A 19,677-nucleotide genomic window follows, 5' to 3' on the forward strand; every position below is an offset into this window, starting at 1 on the left:
CTCGGCGGTCAGCGTCGGCTATGCCCAGGCCCAGCTGGTCGAGAATGCCCTGCTCACCCGCCTGCGCCAGCCGCTGCTCACCTCCTCGCTGCCGCGGCTCGCCCAAGGATCGTATCCTGCCGCCTTCGCCGCCGATCGCCCCGGTCAGGCCGTGGCCCCGGTGGCGGTGGCACCGGTTCCGGTTGCCCCGCGCTATGCCCTGTGGGGCGAAGGCTTTGGCTCCTGGGGCCAGACCCGCTCGAACGGCAATGCCGCGGCCCTCGATGCCGCGACCGGCGGCTTCGTGCTCGGTGCCGATGCGCTGCTCACCGACGGCATCCGCCTGGGTCTGGCTGGCGGTTATCTCTCGACGTCGTTCGATGTCGATGCGCGGCTGTCCTCGGGCTCGACCGACAGCATCTTCGGCGCGCTCTACGGTTCCGGAAGCTGGGGCGCGGTCAACCTGCGCTTGGGCGCGGTAGTTGCGCAGCAGGACGTCGATGTGCGGCGCACGATCAGCTTCCCCGGCTATGCCGATGCGACCCGCTCGTCCTCCGACGGATCGAGCCTGCAGGGCTTTGGCGAACTCGGCTATCGCTTTGGATGGGGCACGGTGGCGCTGGAGCCGTTTGCCGGCGCCGCGGTGCTGCGGCTGTCGACGGAGCGCTTCCAGGAACAGGGCGGGGCTGCTGCCCTGACCGGGGTTGGCCGCACCTATGAGCTTGGCACCACGACGCTGGGGGTCAGGGCCGAGGCCCGGCTGAGTGCCGAGGTGCCTCTGACGTTCAAAGGGTTGCTCGGCTGGCGCCATGCCTATGGTGATGTCGAACCGCAAGCCTTGCTGGCGTTTGCCGGCGGGGCGCTGCCGTTTGCGGTCTCCGGGGTGCCGGTGGACCGGGATGCGCTCCTTGCGGAAGCGGGCTTGGCCTGGCAGGCGTCCGAGGCGATCAGCTTGAGCGTCAACTATGCCGGCCAGATCGGCCAGCGGGCGCAGGAGCACTCCCTCAAAGGCAACCTCACCTGGACCTTCGAAACACGGTGAGCGTGACGGACAACGTCCTGCCTTTAACGGTCCAAGATCTGCTCGACCAGACGCTCGCGGACGATGCCTAACGTTGCCGTGGAAGGTAATTATGCTTGGAACTGAGCCAAGGCGGCACGGATGAATCCAACCAACTGCTGCGCAGCAAGAGACAACGGGCGGCGACTGGACGTCAGCAGCCAAATATCCATGGATGTCTTCGGCAGGAGCGGACGACGGATTAATCGATCCGATGAATAATCCATGCCAACGAAGGGTGGGAGAATCGACACGCCGATGCCGTTGGCGACGAAGCTGCAAGCCGTCTCCGACATCGGCACTTCAATTTGATTACGCTTCTGGACCCCGCGCATTTGAAACGCCCGATCGATCGTCATCAGCGAGCAATCGTCTCTTTCCAAGGAGATGAAGGATTCGTTCCGCAGGTCCTCCACTCCGACCGTTGTCTTCTTCGCGAGTGAATGCTGTGCAGGTAAAAAGCACATAAGATCAAATCGAACGACGGCCTCGGCCGTGACGTCAGGATGATCGAACGGAAGGATGCTGAGGCCGATATCGACCTGCTGCGCCATCACGAGTTCCGCAATACGCGGCGAGCCACGGCTTTGAAGTGTCAGACGGAGATCCGGCTGTTCGGCAAGGAAGGGAGAAAGAGCTTGCGGCAGATAGCGGGAAGCCAGCGCGGGAAGCGCCGCAATCGTCACTTGACCCCATTCGCGATTGCGTACAGCTGCCGCCACGCGCTCGATCCGTTGCGTGCCGGCGATCAGCTTCTCCACCTCCGCTGCTACGAGGCGCGCCTCCAGCGTTGGAACCAGACGCCCGTTGCTGCGCATGAAAAGCTTGAAGCCGCAGCTCTCAGCGAAGCCCTTCAACAGTTTGCTGACGGCAGGCTGTGAAATGCCCAGGCGTTCGCCTGCATGAGTGACCGATCCCGTCTCCATGAACGCATGAAAGGCCTCTATCTGCCTGATATTCATCGCTTTTTCGCGCCCGTGATCCGGTGTTTCATGAGGTTTGGTTATAATGAACAGCAGAAAAGCAATTTGACAATCATATTCTGCGGGCTTCTAGTCCCTCTCCCGAGGCGATGCGCGAAAAACCTCGTCAGGCCTGCAACGTTCGGAACTGCGTGTTTGCAGCAATAATACTCAAAGGGACCAAGTGCGATGAAATCAGCCATTTCCGTGGGGACTTTAGCGATTCTGTTGGCGGGAGCGTCGCCTGCATGGAGCAGCAGCCTCGTCGTTTGCCTTGAAGGGAGCCCGGAGACCTTCAACCCGCAGTTGTCGAGCAACGCGACCACCAGCACCGTGACCGGTCAGATCTATGACCAGCTCGTCTCCGTCAAGGCTGGCAGTTCCGAACTCGAGCCAAGCCTTGCAGAAAGCTGGTCGGTGTCCGCGGACGGCAAGACCTACACGTTCAAGCTGCGGCACGGCGTGAAATGGCAGTCCAGCAAGGCATTCAAGCCGTCGCGCGATTTCAACGCAGACGATGTGCTCTTCAGCTTTGAGCGGATGATGAAGGCCGACAATCCTTACTACAAGATTGGCGGCGGAAATTATATCACGTTCAACACCAAGCTCGCGGACGTCCTGGCCTCGGTCAAGAAAGTCGATGACTATACCGTCGAATTCGCACTCAAAGAGCCATTGGCCCCGTTTACGGGAATCCTGTCTCACCAATCGCTCGTCATCCTCTCGGCTGAGTACGCGGCTCAGTTGCTCAAGGCCGGAACGCCTGAGCTCCTTGATCAGCAGCCGATCGGCACCGGACCGTTCCAATTATCCGTCTATCAGACGAATGCGACGGTGCGGTTCAAGGCGTTCCATGACACTTGGGGCGAGAAGGCAAAGGATCCGGCGCGTACGCCGAAGGTCGACGATCTCATTATGCCGATCTCCTCGGATGCTCCGGTTCGCTTGCAGCGTGCTTTGGCGGGCGAGTGCCATATTGCAATCGGGCCTAATCCCGCCGACCGGGAGGAGATCAAGAAAAGCGCCAAGCTTAATCTGGTCGAGACACCCGTCGCGTCATCTGGATTTCTCGATTTCAATTTCAAGGAGAAGCCTTTCCAGGACAAGCGCGTGCGCCAGGCTCTCGCATACGCAGTCAACATGAAGGGGCTCGTGGATATCGTTTTCGACGGGACGGGCGCGGTGACGGGAGCGCTGATCCCGGCTTCGCTCTGGGGGCATAATCCCGATCTCAAGGGGCATCCCTACGATCCTGAAAAGGCGAAGGCACTGCTAGCCGAAGCCGGATATCCTAATGGCTTCGAGACCCAGATCTGGGCGCTTCCCGTGACGCGTCCGTATATGCCGAACGGCCGCCGTGCAGCGGAGCTGATTCAGGCCGACTGGGCCAAGATCGGCGTCAAAGCCGAAATCGTGACCTATGAATGGGGTGAGTACGTCAAGCGCGCACGGATGGGCGAGGGCAAGACTGCCATGTTCGGAGGCATTTGGGACTTCCCGGATCCGAGCCAGATTCCGAACAACTATTTCACCTGCAATTCGCAGGGTAAGCCGAGCCCGTCTAACATTGGATCCTGGTGTGATGCCAAGTTCAACGATCTGATCGGCCGCGCGGGTCAGATTACGGACCAAAAGCAGCGTACCGAACTCTATAAAGAGGCGCAGGTTGTCTTCAACGACGAGGTGCCTGCCATTCTCTTTGGCAGCTCATCGGCGCTCCTCGCCGTCAACAAGTCCGTCGTAGGCTTCGTTCCGGCCGTCTTCGGAACCAGCCGCTTCTCGGGCGTGACTGTTCGCTAGCGGTACTTATTCCAAAAGATCGAAGGGGGAATTGCACTTCCCCCTTCGATCTTTCGTGACCGCGCGTCACACCTCTCGGTCTGACGCGCAGCTTATTTCCTCGTGTGGAGCTTGAAGATGCGTGTTGTCGTGATTGGCGCGGGAATCCTCGGATCCAGTGTCGCTTATCATCTTGCCATGAACGGCATCGAAGTTGAGATCATCGATGAGGTTCATCAGGGAAAAGCGACCCTGGCGGGAGCAGGCATTGTCTCTCCCTGGGCCACCAAGGTCACTGATCCCGAGTGGTATAAGCTCTATGGTGCGGGCGCGCGGTATTATGCAGAGCTGGTGGAGGGGCTGACGCGGCGTGGGGAGACTGATCTCGGTTACGGCCGTGTCGGTGCGCTCGTCGTCGCAGAGGACCGGAACGAACTCAACGCGGCTGAGCAGAGAATTCAGAGTCGCATCGTCGATGCGCCTGAGGCTGGCGACGTTCGGCGCGTATCGGCCAAGGAGGCGAAGCAACTGTTTCCGCCTCTTCGCGATGATCTCGACGGAATCTATATTCCCGGCGGTGCCCGAGTTGACGGAAGACTTCTCGCCGCCGCCATGACGCGCGCAGCCGTGGCCATGGGAGCGACGCTCCGTCACGATCATGTGTCGCTTGATCTGCAGGATGGTCGGGTGCGTTGCATCGATAGCAACGGCAGCTTGATCGAAGCGGATGAAGTCGTCGTTACCGCAGGCGCTTGGGCATCACAAATTCTTCGGCCCCTCGGACTCGAGCATCCAGTCCGCCCGCAGAGAGGGCAGATTGTGCATCTGCGTCTTGCTGGCGTCGAAACCCGTTCCTGGCCGGTCCTGCTGCCGATGACCAGCCACTACATGCTGGCTTTCGACGATTCCCGTGTCGTGATCGGTGCGACGCGCGAAGACAATACCGGATTTGACTATCGGGTCACGGCGAGCGGCCAGGCCGAGGTGCTCAACGCAGGTCTCGCGATTGCGCCGGGTCTTGCGACTGGAACCATCATTGAGACACGCATCGGTTTCCGGCCGGCCGGCGACAGCTTCAAGCCGATCCTCGGACGCGTCGCGGGACTGGACGGCCTCATTATCGGCAACGGCCTCGGGGCATCCGGCTTGAGCATTGGTCCCTACGCGGGACGCCTCTTGTCTCAGATCTGCATGGGCGAGAAACCGGAGATTGACACTGCTCCCTATGCTCCGGCGTCCGCCTGAGCCAAATTCCATTCAAAAGAAGGACAATATCCAATGACCGAAATCATCCGTCACCGGAAACATAAGATCATGCACGGCGCGGTGGAGCACAACGGAGTGCTCTATTTCGGCGGCCATGCGGCAAACGACATCTCAAAAGGGATGGCCGATCAAACGCGGGAAATCTGCGCGAAACTTGATACGTTTCTCGCCGAGCTCGGTTCCGACAAATCGAAGATTCTTGCTGCGCGCATCTATCTGAGCGACATGTCGCAGAAGGAAGAGATGAACAAAGCCTGGTTGGAATGGATCCCGGAGAATGACCTCCCGTCGCGTGCGACGATCGGCATCGCCAGCCTCGGCGATCCCAATCGCCTGATCGAGGTGATCATCACTGCTGCGCGATAGCAAGATCCGCGGCTAGCGCAGCGATACGAATTGGCTGCCGAGCCGTTTCTTGCCGGCAGCCAATTATCAAGGGGGCAGCTGAAGCCTGCTGCCGTGATCACACTCAGTCCAAAGGACGACATCGATGACGCAGAAGACCGGACGAGTGGATGATCGCTACTCAACCAACGAGAAATACACAACGTTGCGCGGGATCCACCGTGATGCTCAACGGCATCTGTCGGAGACCGAGTGGAATTACCTTTGGTGCGGCACTGGCGACGAAGTCACCCTCAAGGACAACGTTGCGGCGTTCGATCGCTATCGTTTCAACACGCCGATGTTCGCCGGCATCGACAATCCCGATACAAGAACGAAGGTTTTGGGATTCGATCTGAGCTTCCCGGCCTTTGTCGCGCCCTTCGGCGGCGAGGCTGTGTTTCATCCCGAGGGACACCTCGCGCTCGGGCGGGCGGCCCAGGCCGTCGGCATTCAGCAGATGGTGCCCGTTGCGTCGTCGCACTCGCTCGAGGATGTCGCAGCCGCCTCGTCCGTAGCTTCCGTGTTCCAGATGACGTTCGTCGGTGATGAAGACGCCGTCCTGGAGATGATGGAGCGGGCCAAGGCTGCGGGCTATAAGTATATCTGCGTCACCTATTCCCCGATTAGACAATGGCGGGAGCGGATGATGGAGGATCGCTTCTCCATCCGCGGAGAGAAAGGTCCTGCGAATTTCGGAGCAGGGCGGTCCGATCCGGCTGCGCTCGTCGAACTGCTGGATTTCACGCGCCCTCGCTGGAATTGGCAGCAGGCAGCCCGAGCAATTGCCCGCGCACCTCTGCCCTGCATCGTCAAAGGAATTACGAGCGTAAAGGACGCCCAGGCAGCGCTCGATGCAGGTGCCGCCGGGCTCTATGTTTCGAACTATGGCGGTCGCACAGTCGACCGGACGCCTGCTGCACTGGATGTCCTGCCGTCCATCCGCAAGGCGGTGGGAGGAGAGGTTCCGATCATCTTCGACTCAGGGATTCGTCGAGGGAGCGACATTGTGACAGCTCTCGCTCTCGGCGCGGATGCGGTGGCGCTGGGCCGCTTGCTTGCCCTCGGTCTCGCAGCTGATGGTGAGTACGGAGTGCGGCGGACTCTCGAACTTCTTCAGCGCGAATTCTGGACGACCCTTGGCCATTTCGGCTGCTCCCGGGTCGAGGAGTTGAGCGAGGCAAATCTGTATCAGCCGTAGAGCCCGCGTCTTGGGGCAGTGGCCACTGTCCGCCCTCGTTCGAGGTTGCGGCCAATGAAGTTCGGTTCGGACGCTGATGCCGAAGGTGCGTTGACGAGCCAACCACGCAGCCCTAGCGTGACGCGGCCATGACGGATTTCTCCATGACCCGTACCCTTCTTTGCTTCGGCGACAGCAATACTCACGGCACACCGCCGATCGTCACGCGGGGACAGCCCTACCGCCGCTTCGGTGTCGATACACGATGGCCGCGCGTGGTGGCCGCGAGCCTCCCGGATTGGACGGTGGTGGAGGAGGGTCTGCCGGGCCGGACGACACAGTTCCCCGATCCGGTGATGGGGGCCCATATGGACGGGCGCGATGGATTGAAGATCGCGCTTCAAAGCCATGGGCCCATTGATGTCCTGGCGGTCATGCTCGGGACGAACGACACCAAGACGCGTTTCGGGGCGACGCCCGAGAAGATTGTGGCCGGCATCGCCGGGCTCCTCGATATCGCCATGAGCCTTGAGATGCAGGAGCGGCATGGTGGCTTTCGTATTCTGGTGGTCTGCCCTCCACCAGTGCTGGAGCAGGGGCCGATCAGTTCCGAGTTTGTCGGCGCGCGTGACATATCGCTTCGGCTCTCTGCACTCTACGCTGCGCTGGCCAAGGCGCGGGGAGTGGGGTTCCTTGATGCCGGATCGGTCATTGAGGTGAGTCCCGTGGATGGAATCCATTTCGAGGACGAGGCACATCGCAGACTCGGATCGGCGGTGGCGAAGGCGGTCAGTCAGCTCTGACGATTGCGGGTTTCCTGAAGTCGCCCCGCATGAAGCGGCCGTCCAGATCGTCCCAAATTGTCAAGTCGGCGTCCCAGACGATCAAGCACGTTGAGTGAGACTTGGCATCGTGGATGCTGCACCTGTGTGTGCCTGCTTCATGGCAGATGCGCCGGAGACTTCTATGCGAGTCCGCAGCACCATTGCATTCTTGCTCGTGCCGATCGTTGCTATCACACCTGCGTTCGCGACGCCTGGAGTCACGACGACCAGCGTGAATTTTCGCTCGGGGCCTGGAACCAACTTTTCTTCTCTTCAGACCCTGGCCGCTGGAACTCCTGTCGATATCGGTGACTGTGAGTCTTCGGGCAGCTGGTGTGCCGTCACTGCAAAGGGGCGTAACGGCTTCATCAGCGGTCGCTATCTGAAGGAAAGCAAGGAGTCCGAAGGCTGGCCCCGCTCTTACGATGTCGGCAATGGCCGCATGGTTCTCTATCAGCCGCAGTTCACCGAATGGATTGGCTTCAAGACAATCGAGGCATTGGTCGCCGCCGAGTATGTGAAGACGCCCAACGCCAATCCGGTATTCGGCGTGATCGGCGTCAAGGGTGCGACGTCCTATGATGAGGATGCCGGAGAAGTCGTGATCAGCGACATCACGGTCACCGAGTTGAATTTCTCTGGTCTTGGCCGGGACGACCTGACGGCGCTTGCCGTGGAGACGGGCAAGATCCTGCCGACCGGCCCGGTCACCGTATCCGAAGCGCGGGTGGCCGCGAGCCTCGCCGAGCAGAAGCGAATGACGGATGTTACCGGGCTCAAGGCCGATCCGCCCCGGATCTTTGTGTCGACCGAACCGGCAATTCTCGTCCAGAGCGACGGCGAGCCTGCCTTTGCGCCCGTCAAGGGGAAGTCGGGCCTGTCCTTTGTAGTCAATACGAACTGGGATCTCTTCCGGAGCGACGAGAACAAGGCTCTCTATCTTCGCGATGACACGCACTGGCTGACGGCCGGCGCGATGAGCGGGCCCTGGACGCCTGTCACTGAACTGCCCTCGCTGCTGAAAGACCTGCCCGATGACAGCAGTTGGGCCGACGCTCGGGCGGCGATGTCACCAGAGCGCTATCCGGAAGGCAAAGTACCGAAGGTCACGACATCCGATGTGCCGTCCGAGCTTATCCTGTTCGATGGCAAGCCAGCTCTCCAAGATGTTCCGAAGACTTCGCTTCAATGGGTCTCCAATACGGAATCTGACGTCTTCTTCCAAAAGCCCACGAAACAGTGGTACGTGTTGCTCTCGGGTCGCTGGTTCCGCGCGCCGGAACTCACTGGGCCATGGACGTTTGCTACGCCCGATCTGCCGACCGATTTCCAGAACATTCCTGAGGACGCACCGTATTACGCCGTGCGCGCGGCGGTGCCCGGCACGTCGGAGAGTGCAGAGGCACGTTTGAAAGCCAGCATTCCCACTACGGCTCGAGTCACGACGGGTTCGATCACGCCGACGATCACTTATGCGGGCGACCCTCAATTTGCTCCCATCGAGGCCACCGATCTTGCTTATGCAACCAACACCACCGACACCGTGATCCGGGTGGGCGAGCGTTACTTCCTGCTTCAGGATGGAGTCTGGTTCGTAGCGAGCAACCCAAATGGCCCGTGGGAACTCGCCCGCGAGGTGCCTGACGCCATCTATGGGATCCCGACGTCCTCGCCCGTTTACAACGCCACCTATGTGCGCGTGTACGACACCGAACCTGACGCTGTTTGGTACGGCTATACCATGGGCTACCTGTTCAGCTTCCTGGCATGGGGCACGTATGTCTATGGAACCGGTTGGTCCTACCCTGCCTATTGGTACAATTGGCCCGGTTACGCCAATCCGATCTACTATCCGCGGCCGGCCACATGGGGAATTGGCGCCTACTACAATCCGGTTCGCGGCGTCTATGGCCGCTATGGCTATGCCTACGGGCCATACCGGGGTATCGCAGGGGTAAGGACCTGGAATCCAGGTACCGGGACTTATGTTCGCGGCGGAGCCGCATGGGGCCCGCGCGGCACTGCCGGTTTTGTCGGAGCATATAATCCACGCACGGACAGCGCCGGGTATATCGCGGGTGGGCGCAATGTGTATGGCGCCTGGAAGTCCGCCGGGGTCAAGCGCGGATCAGAGTGGGCGCGAGCGACGGCTCGGTCCACGGCGGCCGGTGGCTCTGCTCTGCGCTGGAACACATCCAACGGTCAGGGCTTCATCCGCGAGGGGCGGCGTGGCGACATTTACGCGGGTCGGGACGGCAATGTTTATCGCAATACCGGCGAGGGTTGGCAGCGTTTCGATGGCGGCTGGCAAAACGTCGCACGGCCGGAGCAAGGAGCGCTTCTCCAGCGCGGCGAGGGCCGAGAAGCGCTTTCTCCCGAGGCGCGCGATAGACTTCAGGAACGAGGCGGCGGCGAGGCGTTAAGAAACCTTGCGGGCGCTGGTGCCGCGGGTGCGGCAGGTGCTGCCCTCGGCCAGCGGTTGGCGACAGGTACGGATCAGAACGTCAGGGATCGCGCGGGGGCTGAAGCCGGTCGTCAGCGCGATGCGCAACGTGCAACGGCGCAAACACGCCCATCCGCTTCGGCTCGCCAGCAGGCGACGCAACAACGCGCGACGCCGCGACAGGGGACGTCACAGCAACGCCCCGCCGCAAAGCCGCGTCCCTCGGCGCAGCGGCCAGACGCGGCGCAGCCCCTGCCTCAGAATCTGATGCGGGATGTGCAGACCCGCAATCTCGGAAACCAAAGGCAGATGGCAAGCCAACAATTGTATCGGCCGCCGTCGGCACAGTTCTCTCGTGGGGCATCCTCTTTCTCCGCACAGCGGAGCTTCGCACCCCGGGGTGGGGGCGGATTCGGAGGCGGCCGTGGAGGTTTCGGAGGTCGCGGCGGCCGTCGTTAGACCCATGCACGACGATGGCTTTATGCTGCAACGGCAAGCGGCGGGCGTCCGATGTCGCCGATGTTGATGGAAGCGCGCCGGAAGGCCACGGAACTCCGACATATTGACTCATGAGGGAAACATAGCGTCGAGAGGCCTTTCCATGCATCCTGCTCTGATCCGATCAATCCTTGCGATTGCGCTGAGCTCAGCTGGCGGTTGGGCGATCGCGCAGCAACGGCAGTTCGACGGCCATTGGAATGTGGAAGCCACGCCGGAGAAAGGCGTCTGCAGTAGGGTTCATCATTACGCCGTCGTGATCGAAAACGGGGCCGTGCGCAAAGGCGCTCCAAGCAGAGCTAATATCACGGGCGGACTGGAGCCCGGTGGACGTCTACAGGGGAGCGTCCAGCGCAATAGGACACGGGTTGACGTAACGGGCAGGTTGAGCGGGCAATCTGGGTCTGGCGACTGGGCCGCCGTTGGAAGAGTGAATTGCTCAGGGCGATGGCGTGCCGAGAGACGCTAGAGCATTATTGGCGTAAAGACTGGGCCTCATTTCCACACGACGGGCGAGGTTCGACCGGCGCTTCGCTCAAGAAATCAGCACTGCAGCTCGCCTGCATCCAGACGCAAAACTGATGTTCGCTTGACGGACCGAAACCTAGGAAACTTCTTGGGTTGTGCTGGCAGATGCCAGCACAAGTGTTCAGAAATCGCGCTGGACGCGCAGGCGGCCTTCCCAGAAGTCGCCGAAGCTGCTTGCCTTATAAAAGCCGGTGGCATTGCCAGCCGCGTCGGTCAGTGAAACCGGTACGCGCCCGCGCGGATCAACGCGTGTATAAAGCACCTCGGCGCCGAGATGGAGACCGGTCACCGGCGTCCAGATCGTGTTGGTGCCGATGCGATACTCATTGAAGTCGACGATACCGGTCACGGTGCCAGCGGTGCCCGTAGCGAGGGTCGCGGTTGTTACGGGTATCACGAACTGGGCGCTGCCCGGGGCATCGAAACGCATCCATGAGCCGAACACGTTCGTCTGCCAAGCCGAAGTCCAGTTGTGACTGATGCCGCCCGCAATGCTATAGGCCCTGTTGGTCTTGAACTTACCCGTATAAGGGTCGACGAAGGCATCTGTGAAAGGCAGAGAAAAAGGTCCGGCCGAGATAGAACCGTTCCCGGGCGCGGGTGGACCGATGGGGCCTGCCTGACCTGCATTGAGGAAGCCTACGGCCCCATCCGTATAGGTCATCGAGATCCAGGCATTGTCGCCCGCGCCGAGGAACGGCAGATTGGCGTAGGCATCAAAGGCAAACGCAAAACCGTAATCCGTACCTGCATATGTCGGATTCGGCAGGCCGGTTATCGGGTTGATTACGGGAACCGTCACGCCGCCGGATGTCGTGACTCCAGCGAAGACATCGCGGATCTGATGCAGTGCGCCGGAAAGCTGTACGCCGCCCCAGGGCTGTTCGTAGCGCACGTTCCCGACGATGTTCGGCATGCGCTGACCGCCATACGTGAATGGAATCGGCGCAAAAACAGGCGTCGTTGCACCGGAGCCGAACAGCGGGAACGCTAATGTGTTATTGACGCGCCGCTCGAGGCTATCCTCGATCGATAACGTCGCGGAGAGACCATTTCCGAAAGAATAGGTATAGGCCAGCAGATCCACATCGGCGTTTGTGGGGTCGTCGAAGCGAAGATCGCCGAAGTTCGGTACTGGCAGGTTCGGATTAGTAAAGAACGACACCACGCGACCGGCAGTGAGGCCGCCGAACTGGACGTAGGCCTCCTGGATCTTCGGATTGGTCGTAACTTGCCCGGTATTTGTGAAGACGCCCGAGTTGCGATCGATCTCATAGCGAATATACGCACGCACCATGCCGTATGCTGTCATCGTCCGATAGTCGAGGTTCACGCGGCCGCGGGCGCGGAATCCGTCGATATCCTGAGCACGGGCAAATGGTTCGACGTAGCGATAGTCGGCACGAGCACGGGCTGAGATCCGTAAGCAGCCTTCCGTACCAGGAACGTAGAAGAAGCCCTCGCCGTAAGTTGTACAGACCCGAACGTACTCGACAGGAGCTGTGGCTTTGGCCGGAAGGTCGGCAGCCTGGGCGGTACAAGCCGCTATAAGTCCTGCAACAGAACCGCACACCAGAATTCGGATAGGCGCCATGCAATACGCTCCGAGATCAAGGCCACGCTTGTCATGTTGAATACTTAGGCTGATGGGCTGAGAACCGTCAAGCAGGCACCTTGATCCCCCCGCCGCGGCCAAGCGGATCCCATTTGTTGTTGCTTCTTTGCACCACTCGCCTCGGCCTGGCTATGAGATCAACTTAGGAGAACTTGAACGGCGATGATCTTGATGACCGTCATACTTGGGAAACAAATCGCATAGCCGATATCGGTTCTCTCTGTCGGAGCGAGGCGTCCTGCAGCGGCGACGATGGCGGGATTGCCGGTCGATCCGGCACAGACGCCCAGCAGCTCGTCGAAGGGGATGCGCATCAGATATCCACCAACCAGGACGACGAGGACCAGCGTCAGCAGCACTGCAGCCCCACCGATAAGAATCTGGATGCCGTTTGACGCCACCGTCTGCACGAAGGGGCTACCTGCCCCGATGGCGACCGTGCCGATAAAGACAGACAGGCCAAGATTTCTGACCACGAGGTTCGCGACAACTGGCATTCTCCAGCCAATTGGTCCGGTACGGCCCAGCCAGCCAAGAATGAGCGCCATGACGAGAGGTCCGCCTGCGACGCCTAGGCTGAAAGTGGTGCCGCCGGGCAGGGGGACCGGGACCATGCCAAGCAGGAGGCCAAGCGCAATTCCCACCCCGATCGAGACGAAGGACAATTCAGCATTGCCCTTGATGCTATCGCCAAAGTAGCGCTGAACCTCCGCCTTCTTGTCGGTAGGGACGGCAGCCACGAGCAGATCGCCGAATTCGATGATCAGATCGGGTGTCGCAATGAGCTCCAAATCCCCGCGGCGTATATGCGAAATCACGACCGGAAAGTCGGGAAGGGGTACGTCTCGCAAGGGCCGGCCGACAAAGGTCGGCTTCGAAACGTAAACCCGCACGACGTCGTAATTGGCTCGATCTCGACTGATGCGCCCCGGATCCTCCCGGCCCATCGATGCCTTTGCCTGTTCGATGCTTGCCGGGCTGCCGACAAGCAGGAGGCCGTCGCCCTCGTGCAGCCTTGTCCCTGGCACAGGTGGTGCATTGGCATGATGTTGCCGGACGGCGACGACCTTGACGTCGCTCGGTAATAGGACGGTCATTTCTTCGAGGGTTCGATCCTGGCATTTGGCATCGAGCGTCAGTTCTGCAACTCTGACATTCTGAGCAGGTGGCGCAAACTTGGGTTTGACCAGAGCAGCCATCATTGTCATCAGTATGATTGGACCGACTACGCCGAACGGATACGACACGGAATACCCGATGGTCGGTTCCTGGTTGCCCGCTGCCGCAAGGGCAGCTTGCAATGTCGGCGTGCTGGTCCCCGAACCGGCGAACAGGCCGGCAGCCGTTGCAAGGGAAATGCCGAGGGGCTTGGCGACGAGGAGAGAGACGCCAAGCGAGCAGATGACCGCTGCAGCTGCGAGGGCAATGTATTTCAATCCCGGTCCGCGCAGACTTGCAAAAAATTGCGGTCCGTATTGAATGCCTACGCCATAAACGAACATGACTAGGCCGAGAGTGCCGACGAGGCCGGGAGGCGCAGCCTTCGGAGCAATGGCTCCGATGAGCAGGCCGCTGAACAACACCGCGCCGGCGCCGAACGAAACGCCTGCGAACGAAATCTGACCAATTGCATAACCGACTGCAATTGACAGGAACAGGGCCAGCAATGGCGACGACTCGAGCAAGGTCCGAACGATATCGATCATCGCCATTTCCTATCTTGCGCGGCAGCCGGCATCACGAAATTGCCCTATGACCCGCGCAACCAAATCCGGTGACGGTGTTGGAGTATCCAAAAGCTCGTATTGGAGGCCCATGGTCTTCCACTTGAAGACGCCCATCTGATGGAAGGGAAGGACCTCGACCCACTCGACGTTGCTCATCGGGGCAACGAACCGGGCAATGCCTTCGATATTGGCCGGATCATCGGTAAGGCCCGGCACCAACACGAAGCGGACCCATACCGGCTTTCCAAGGGCAGCCAGGCGCTCAGCGAACCGAAGCGTCGGCTTGACATCCTGACCTGTCGTACGGCGATAGGTGGCCGGATCCCAGGATTTGATGTCGAGCAGGACGAGGTCCACATTGCGAAGATAGTCGTCGTCGGCTCTGGCCCCGAGGAAGCCCGAGGTGTCCAGCGCAGTGTGGAGGCCCATTCCTTTCGCGGACGCAAATAGGCGCTGTGTGAAGTGCAGTTGGACCAACGGCTCGCCGCCCGATATCGTCAATCCGCCTCCCATGGCGCGCAATGGCGCCGCATAGGAGGCCAGCGCGCGCTCCGCACGCTCGAAGGGGACGCTTGTGCCGTCTTTGAGATGCCATGTGTCGGGGTTGTGGCAATAGAGGCATCGCAGCAGGCAGCCGCTCATGAACACCGTGACGCGGATTCCGGGCCCATCCACGGTGGAACCGGTTTCGTAGGAGTGGATCCAGCCGAAGTCGCCCTTTTGATCGTTGAATTCGGCCGTCTCCGGAGCGTCCGGCGATTGAGCCAGACGCAAATCGTATCGGCTGTGTGCCCAGGGCTCATCGGCCATGACGTTAAGCCTCGCCGTGGAAAGTCCGGCTGATCACATCCATCTGCTGCTCCCGCGTGAGGCGAACGAAATTGACCGCATAGCCCGAGACGCGGATCGTCAACTGAGGGTACTTGTCCGGATTCTCCATCGCGTCGAGCAATGTGTCGCGATTGAGAACGTTGAGGTTCATGTGGAACCCGCCTTGGCCGCAATAAGTGTCGAGGACCTTCACGGCCTGTCCGATCTTTTCACTCTGGTCCAAGCGGTTGAAGCTTGGCGTCACCGAGACTGTGTAGCTGATGCCGTCCTGTGCATCGGCATAGGGCAGCTTCGCGACGGACAAGCAGGACGCCAGCCATCCGTGGCTGTCTCGGCCGTGCATCGGATTGGCGCCGGGAGCAAAAGGCTCGCCGGCCTTGCGTCCGTCCGGGGTATTGCCCGTATTCTTGCCGTAGACCACATTGCTCGTGATCGTTAGCACCGACTGTGTGTGGACCGCATTGCGATAAGTCGGGTGCTTGCGGATCTTCTTCATGAAGGTGGAGACGAGGTCGGCGGCGATGCTGTCGACCCGGTCGTCGTTGTTGCCGTACTTCGGAAAATCGCCCTCAATTTCGTATGCGACGACCAACCCGTCATCGCGACGAACGGGTTTGACCTTCGCATACTTGATCGCGGATAAACTGTCCGCCACGACTGAGAGACCGGCAATTCCGAATGCCATCGTCCGCAGGATCTGCTGGTCATGGAGCGCCATTTCGAGGCGTTCATAGTAATACTTGTCGTGCATGTAATGGATGCAGTTCATGGAATGAACGTATGTTCGCGCCAGCCACTCCATCATCCCGTCGAACTTTTCCATCACGTCGTCGTAGTCGAGGACGTCGCCGGCGACCGGCGAGGATGCCGGGCCGATCTGATCGCCGCTGACCTCGTCCCGGCCGCCGTTGATGGCGTATAGAAGGCACTTGCCGAGGTTCACCCGCGCTCCGAAGAACTGCATCTGCCCGCCGATGCGCATCGCCGATACGCAACAGGCAATCCCGTAATCGTCGCCCCAATAGGGCCGCATCAGGTCGTCGTTCTCGTACTGAATGGATGACGTTTCAGCCGAAACCTTGATACAGTACCGCTTGAAGGCGTCGGGAAGCTGCTTGGACCAGAGCACTGTTATGTTCGGCTCCGGGGCAGGGCCGAGATTCGTGAGCGTGTGCAACGTCCGGAAGCTGGTCCGCGTCACAAGTGCGCGACCGTTGAGATCCATGCCGCCTACGCATTCCGTCGCCCAATAGGGGTCACCTGAGAACAGTGCGTCATATTCCGGCGTCCGCAGGAAGCGCACGATACGAAGTTTCTGAACGAGTTGATCGATGAGTTCCTGTGCACCAGCCTCATCGAGGGTGCCACTCTTGAGATCTCGCTCGATATAGATATCCAGGAAGGAGGAGATGCGGCCGATCGACATGGCGGCCCCGTTCGCTTCCTTGACCGCGCCGAGATAGCCGAAATATGTCCACTGCACCGCCTCGCGCGCATTCGTGGCCGGCCGTGTGATGTCGCAACCGTAATTCTTGGCCATCGTGGCCAGGTCGGCCAGAGCGCGCATCTGCTCCGCAAGTTCCTCGCGCTCCCGGATGACATCATCGGTCGGCCACTTCGCGTCGAGCAGCGCCCTGTCGGCACGCTTGGCCGCCAGCAATCGATCCGTTCCGTAAAGGGCGACACGACGGTAGTCGCCGATGATGCGACCCCGCCCATAGGCGTCGGGCAACCCGGTAATGATGTGGCTGCGCCGGCACGCCATGATTTCGGGCGTATAGGCGTCGAAGACGCCGTCATTGTGGGTCTTCCGGTATTTTGTAAAGATTTCATGCACGATGGGGTCCGGTTCGATGCCGGCCGCCTTTAAGCCGGATTCGACCATGCGCAGGCCGCCATAGGGCATGATGGCGCGGCGAAATGGTACGTCGGTCTGCAAACCAACGATCAATTCGTTGTCCCGATCGATGTATCCTGGCTTATGGGCGGTCAGCGACGACGGTGTCTTGGCATCGACATCCAGAACACCCTTGCGAATTTCCTCTTTGAAATAGGGCTGTAGCTTTTCCCAGACAGCCTTCGTCCGCGCACTGGGGGCAGCCAGAAATCCCTCGTCGCCCTCATAGGACGTCACGTTGCGTTGTATGAAGTCGCGGACGTCGATCACATGCTGCCATCGCCCGGGAACGAAGCCCGACCATTCGCTGGCGGAGCCGTTGTCTGCGACATCCGGTGACGACGTCACGGCCGAAGGGGCTTTGGCCTGATGAACTGCTTTCACCTGGTCCGGAGAACCTGTGGGCGTCTGAGCGTCTAGGCCTTCCTGTGACATGGTGGCTTTCTCCCTGCGAAGACTTTGGGTTGCCCATTCGTTGCCTCGCTAGCCATCGGCATGCGGCCCAGCGGGCGTAGATATGCCGAAGGGGCGGGCGCAGTCGCCTCTTCGGTGCCTTAGTCCAGTCGTGAACGAGCATCGCAACCGAGCAAAATGTGCGGAGTGCGCTGCTCTCCGCACAGTCTCAGTGAATCAGCAGAGCGTCAGATTCTGAGCCAAACCTGCCTCGCTGGTTTCCTTGTACTTCGGATTCATGTCCCGGGCCGTATCCGCCAGTGTCTTGATCGTCGTGTCCAGATCGACGCGATGCCGGCTCGCGATCTCATTGGTCGCGATCATGAAGGCTGTCCAGGCCTTCACGGCCCCGAAGGCGCAGCGCTCGATGCAGGGAACCTGCACATAGCCGGCAACCGGGTCGCAGGTCATGCCAAGATGATGTTCGATTGCCGATTCTGCGGCATTTTCAATCACTTGGGGCGAGCTATTCTGCGTCTGCGCGATCAGGGCTGCCGCCATTCCCGAAGCGACGCCAATCTCGGCCTGACAGCCGCCTTCGGCCGCGGCAAGGGTCGCGTTGTGCTTGCACAGGTAGCCGACAGCTGCTCCGGCGAGGAGACCCTGACGGATCTTGTCCATTGGCACCGCGCGAGGACTCTGTGTGAGAGCATACACCACCGCCGGCATGACCCCTGCGGAGCCGCCCGTCGGTGCGGTGATGACTAGGTGCCCGCGGGCGTTTTCTTCGGATGCCGCCAGGGCGCAGGCCGCAACAAGCCCAATCGCGCGATCGCTCTCGTATTTCTCGTCCATCGCCCTTTCCCAGACGGTTGCCGCTTTCGAGTGGAGCTTGATCGGTCCAGGCAGGACATCGTCCTTATAGGAAAGGCCGGTCTTGACGGTGGCGAGCATCGCGTTGGCGATCTTGTCCAGGAAGGCGTTGATCTGGTCCTCGCTTTTTCCGGACACCGCGACTTCGTTCGCCATGACGACGTCGGCAACAGAGAGGTTGTTGTTCTCGGCATGCTGCCGCAACTCCTTCATCGTCGCATAGGGATATTTGGGCGCGCCTTTCTTGGGAGGTTGGTACCCCTTCCATTCGATGAAGCCGCCACCGACGGAATAGTATTCCTGCTCGTAAAGGACCTTGTCTCCCGCCATGAGTTGGCAAGTCATGGTGTTAGGATGCGGGAAGTCGCCCTTGGGTGCGTCATAGATGATGTCGGCCAGCGACAAGTTGAGCGTCTTTCCACCGAGTTGCACCGGATATGTTTGATCCGGCTTGACGATCATTTCGTCCAGGAAACGTGGATCGACGGTCGCCGGCTCCTTGCCTACGAGACCCGCCAGCGCGGCGCGCTCGGTGCCGTGTCCCTTGCCTGTGGCGCTCAGGCTTCCGAACAGATGCACCTTGAGACCTGTGGCCTGCGCCAGTTGGTCCGCCGGCAGCTTCGCGCAACGCTGATAGAAGTCGTATGTGATGCGCATCGGCCCGATCGTGTGCGAGCTCGAGGGACCGGGCCCGACCTTGTAGAACTCGTCCACCAAGGTCATGACCGGGCCCTTGGCTGCCTTGACCACGTCGAGATCGGGCGACAGGGCCGAGCTCATCTTGAGGCCGGCATCGCCTCCTGCGGCGGCCTTGGCTACCTGCTGCGCACCGGCTTCCGTTGCGGCTTGCTGCGCACGCGCCTCAGGAGTCCAAGTCGTTCCCGTCATGACAGCGGCGGCGCCAATTGCGGCGTTGCGCATGAGAAAGGCCCGCCGGTCGATACCCGCGGGAACCGGCGTCTCCGGCGATGCCGGACGAAGATCGTCATTTTTGGTTGAGTCCATCGTGACCGCACTCCTGTCTAGGCGCGGAGTTTTGGCAAAAGTATCGGACGGCCCCGCTGTCATTCGGAGACAAGGATATCGGGGTCGCTTCCAGAACTCCCTACAGCTCTGCTACCGTAACTCGACCCTATCGATATGCTTGACTGAGAGGGACAGCCCTTTGACAGTTTGAGACATGCCGAGACCGAGCCAGGAGCCTGATGGGAAGGTCTTCGTCCGCCCTGTTCCACCCATCATCTGATCAATGTAACTGAGCAGAGCTTCGCTCGGTGACAGCCAGCTCGGAGCGCGTATTCACCTGACTTGAGCAGGTCGAAGGCGTCGTTCATTACGAAATCGTAACTCCCGCGCAATGGAGAGGGCAGTCCGCCAAGCCTACAGTAATTATGCTTCAAGTACCAATCGATTTGCTGTCTTGCTTACCAAGTGGAGG

Annotated in this window: 13 protein-coding genes; 7 read left to right on the forward strand and 6 right to left on the reverse strand. The window is 60.4% G+C overall.

The window, feature by feature from the left end; translation table 11 throughout:
* Positions 1-1,021, forward strand: a 1,021-nt coding sequence (locus tag K9B37_RS10810; protein ID WP_224313094.1) for an autotransporter outer membrane beta-barrel domain-containing protein, incomplete at its 5' end; no start/stop codon positions are given.
* An 89-nt stretch (positions 1,022-1,110) separates the two neighbouring features.
* On the opposite strand, the gene K9B37_RS10815 is transcribed toward K9B37_RS10810, so the two are convergent.
* Positions 1,111-2,001, reverse strand: coding sequence for a LysR substrate-binding domain-containing protein (locus K9B37_RS10815; protein WP_224313095.1), 891 nt, complete (start codon positions 1,999-2,001; stop codon positions 1,111-1,113).
* Positions 2,002-2,190: 189 nt separating this feature from the next.
* Between K9B37_RS10815 and K9B37_RS10820 the strand changes: the two genes are divergently transcribed.
* The 6 genes from K9B37_RS10820 to K9B37_RS10845 all read left to right on the forward strand — a co-directional run bounded on the left by K9B37_RS10820 (position 2,191) and on the right by K9B37_RS10845 (position 10,336).
* A complete protein-coding gene (locus K9B37_RS10820) occupies positions 2,191-3,801 on the forward strand; it encodes an ABC transporter substrate-binding protein (protein WP_224313096.1) in 1,611 nt (536 codons plus the stop codon).
* Positions 3,802-3,918: 117 nt separating this feature from the next.
* Complete coding sequence (locus K9B37_RS10825) at positions 3,919-5,025, forward strand: NAD(P)/FAD-dependent oxidoreductase (protein ID WP_224313097.1); 1,107 nt, start codon at positions 3,919-3,921, stop codon at positions 5,023-5,025.
* 33 nt (positions 5,026-5,058) lie between these two features.
* A complete protein-coding gene (locus K9B37_RS10830) occupies positions 5,059-5,412 on the forward strand; it encodes a RidA family protein (RefSeq protein ID WP_224313098.1) in 354 nt (117 codons plus the stop codon).
* Positions 5,413-5,536: 124 nt separating this feature from the next.
* On the forward strand, positions 5,537-6,631 hold the full coding sequence (locus tag K9B37_RS10835; RefSeq protein ID WP_224313099.1) for an alpha-hydroxy acid oxidase: 1,095 nt from the start codon (positions 5,537-5,539) through the stop codon (positions 6,629-6,631).
* A gap of 143 nt (positions 6,632-6,774) precedes the next feature.
* Positions 6,775-7,413, forward strand: coding sequence for an SGNH/GDSL hydrolase family protein (locus K9B37_RS10840; RefSeq protein ID WP_224313100.1), 639 nt, complete (start codon positions 6,775-6,777; stop codon positions 7,411-7,413).
* Between the two features lie 163 nt (positions 7,414-7,576).
* The gene (locus K9B37_RS10845) at positions 7,577-10,336 is read left to right on the forward strand and encodes an SH3 domain-containing protein (protein WP_224313101.1); all 2,760 of its coding nucleotides are present in this window, start codon (positions 7,577-7,579) and stop codon (positions 10,334-10,336) included.
* A 688-nt stretch (positions 10,337-11,024) separates the two neighbouring features.
* Here the strand turns inward: K9B37_RS10845 and K9B37_RS10850 are convergent.
* From K9B37_RS10850 to K9B37_RS10870, 5 genes are all read right to left on the reverse strand, one after another.
* Positions 11,025-12,497, reverse strand: coding sequence for a porin (locus K9B37_RS10850; RefSeq protein WP_224313102.1), 1,473 nt, complete (start codon positions 12,495-12,497; stop codon positions 11,025-11,027).
* A 158-nt stretch (positions 12,498-12,655) separates the two neighbouring features.
* Complete coding sequence (locus K9B37_RS10855) at positions 12,656-14,224, reverse strand: aspartate:alanine exchanger family transporter (protein ID WP_224313103.1); 1,569 nt, start codon at positions 14,222-14,224, stop codon at positions 12,656-12,658.
* Between the two features lie 9 nt (positions 14,225-14,233).
* Positions 14,234-15,055 (reverse strand): pyruvate formate-lyase-activating protein, encoded by an 822-nt coding sequence (pflA, locus tag K9B37_RS10860; protein ID WP_224313104.1) that lies wholly within the window; start codon positions 15,053-15,055, stop codon positions 14,234-14,236.
* 4 nt (positions 15,056-15,059) lie between these two features.
* Positions 15,060-17,408 (reverse strand): formate C-acetyltransferase, encoded by a 2,349-nt coding sequence (gene pflB / locus K9B37_RS10865; RefSeq protein WP_224313105.1) that lies wholly within the window; start codon positions 17,406-17,408, stop codon positions 15,060-15,062.
* A gap of 195 nt (positions 17,409-17,603) precedes the next feature.
* Positions 17,604-19,244: an L-serine ammonia-lyase gene (locus K9B37_RS10870; protein ID WP_224313106.1), complete on the reverse strand. Its 1,641-nt coding sequence runs from the start codon at positions 19,242-19,244 to the stop codon at positions 17,604-17,606.
* Between the last annotated feature and the right edge of the window lie 433 nt (positions 19,245-19,677).

Origin of the sequence: Microvirga puerhi (genome assembly GCF_020089865.1) — a bacterium.
Taxonomy (GTDB): Bacteria; Pseudomonadota; Alphaproteobacteria; order Rhizobiales; family Beijerinckiaceae; genus Microvirga; species Microvirga puerhi.

Excerpts from the sequence above, each read along its gene's own strand:
- K9B37_RS10815 (WP_224313095.1), bottom strand. The coding sequence starts at position 2,001 with ATGAATATCAGGCAGATAGAGGCCTTTCATGCGTTCATGGAGACGGGA.
- K9B37_RS10820 (WP_224313096.1), top strand. The coding sequence starts at position 2,191 with ATGAAATCAGCCATTTCCGTGGGGACTTTAGCGATTCTGTTGGCGGGA.
- K9B37_RS10825 (WP_224313097.1), top strand. The coding sequence starts at position 3,919 with ATGCGTGTTGTCGTGATTGGCGCGGGAATCCTCGGATCCAGTGTCGCT.
- K9B37_RS10830 (WP_224313098.1), top strand. The coding sequence starts at position 5,059 with ATGACCGAAATCATCCGTCACCGGAAACATAAGATCATGCACGGCGCG.
- K9B37_RS10835 (WP_224313099.1), top strand. The coding sequence starts at position 5,537 with ATGACGCAGAAGACCGGACGAGTGGATGATCGCTACTCAACCAACGAG.
- K9B37_RS10840 (WP_224313100.1), top strand. The coding sequence starts at position 6,775 with ATGACCCGTACCCTTCTTTGCTTCGGCGACAGCAATACTCACGGCACA.
- K9B37_RS10845 (WP_224313101.1), top strand. The coding sequence starts at position 7,577 with ATGCGAGTCCGCAGCACCATTGCATTCTTGCTCGTGCCGATCGTTGCT.
- K9B37_RS10850 (WP_224313102.1), bottom strand. The coding sequence starts at position 12,497 with ATGGCGCCTATCCGAATTCTGGTGTGCGGTTCTGTTGCAGGACTTATA.
- K9B37_RS10855 (WP_224313103.1), bottom strand. The coding sequence starts at position 14,224 with ATGATCGATATCGTTCGGACCTTGCTCGAGTCGTCGCCATTGCTGGCC.
- pflA (WP_224313104.1), bottom strand. The coding sequence starts at position 15,055 with ATGGCCGATGAGCCCTGGGCACACAGCCGATACGATTTGCGTCTGGCT.
- pflB (WP_224313105.1), bottom strand. The coding sequence starts at position 17,408 with ATGTCACAGGAAGGCCTAGACGCTCAGACGCCCACAGGTTCTCCGGAC.
- K9B37_RS10870 (WP_224313106.1), bottom strand. The coding sequence starts at position 19,244 with ATGGACTCAACCAAAAATGACGATCTTCGTCCGGCATCGCCGGAGACG.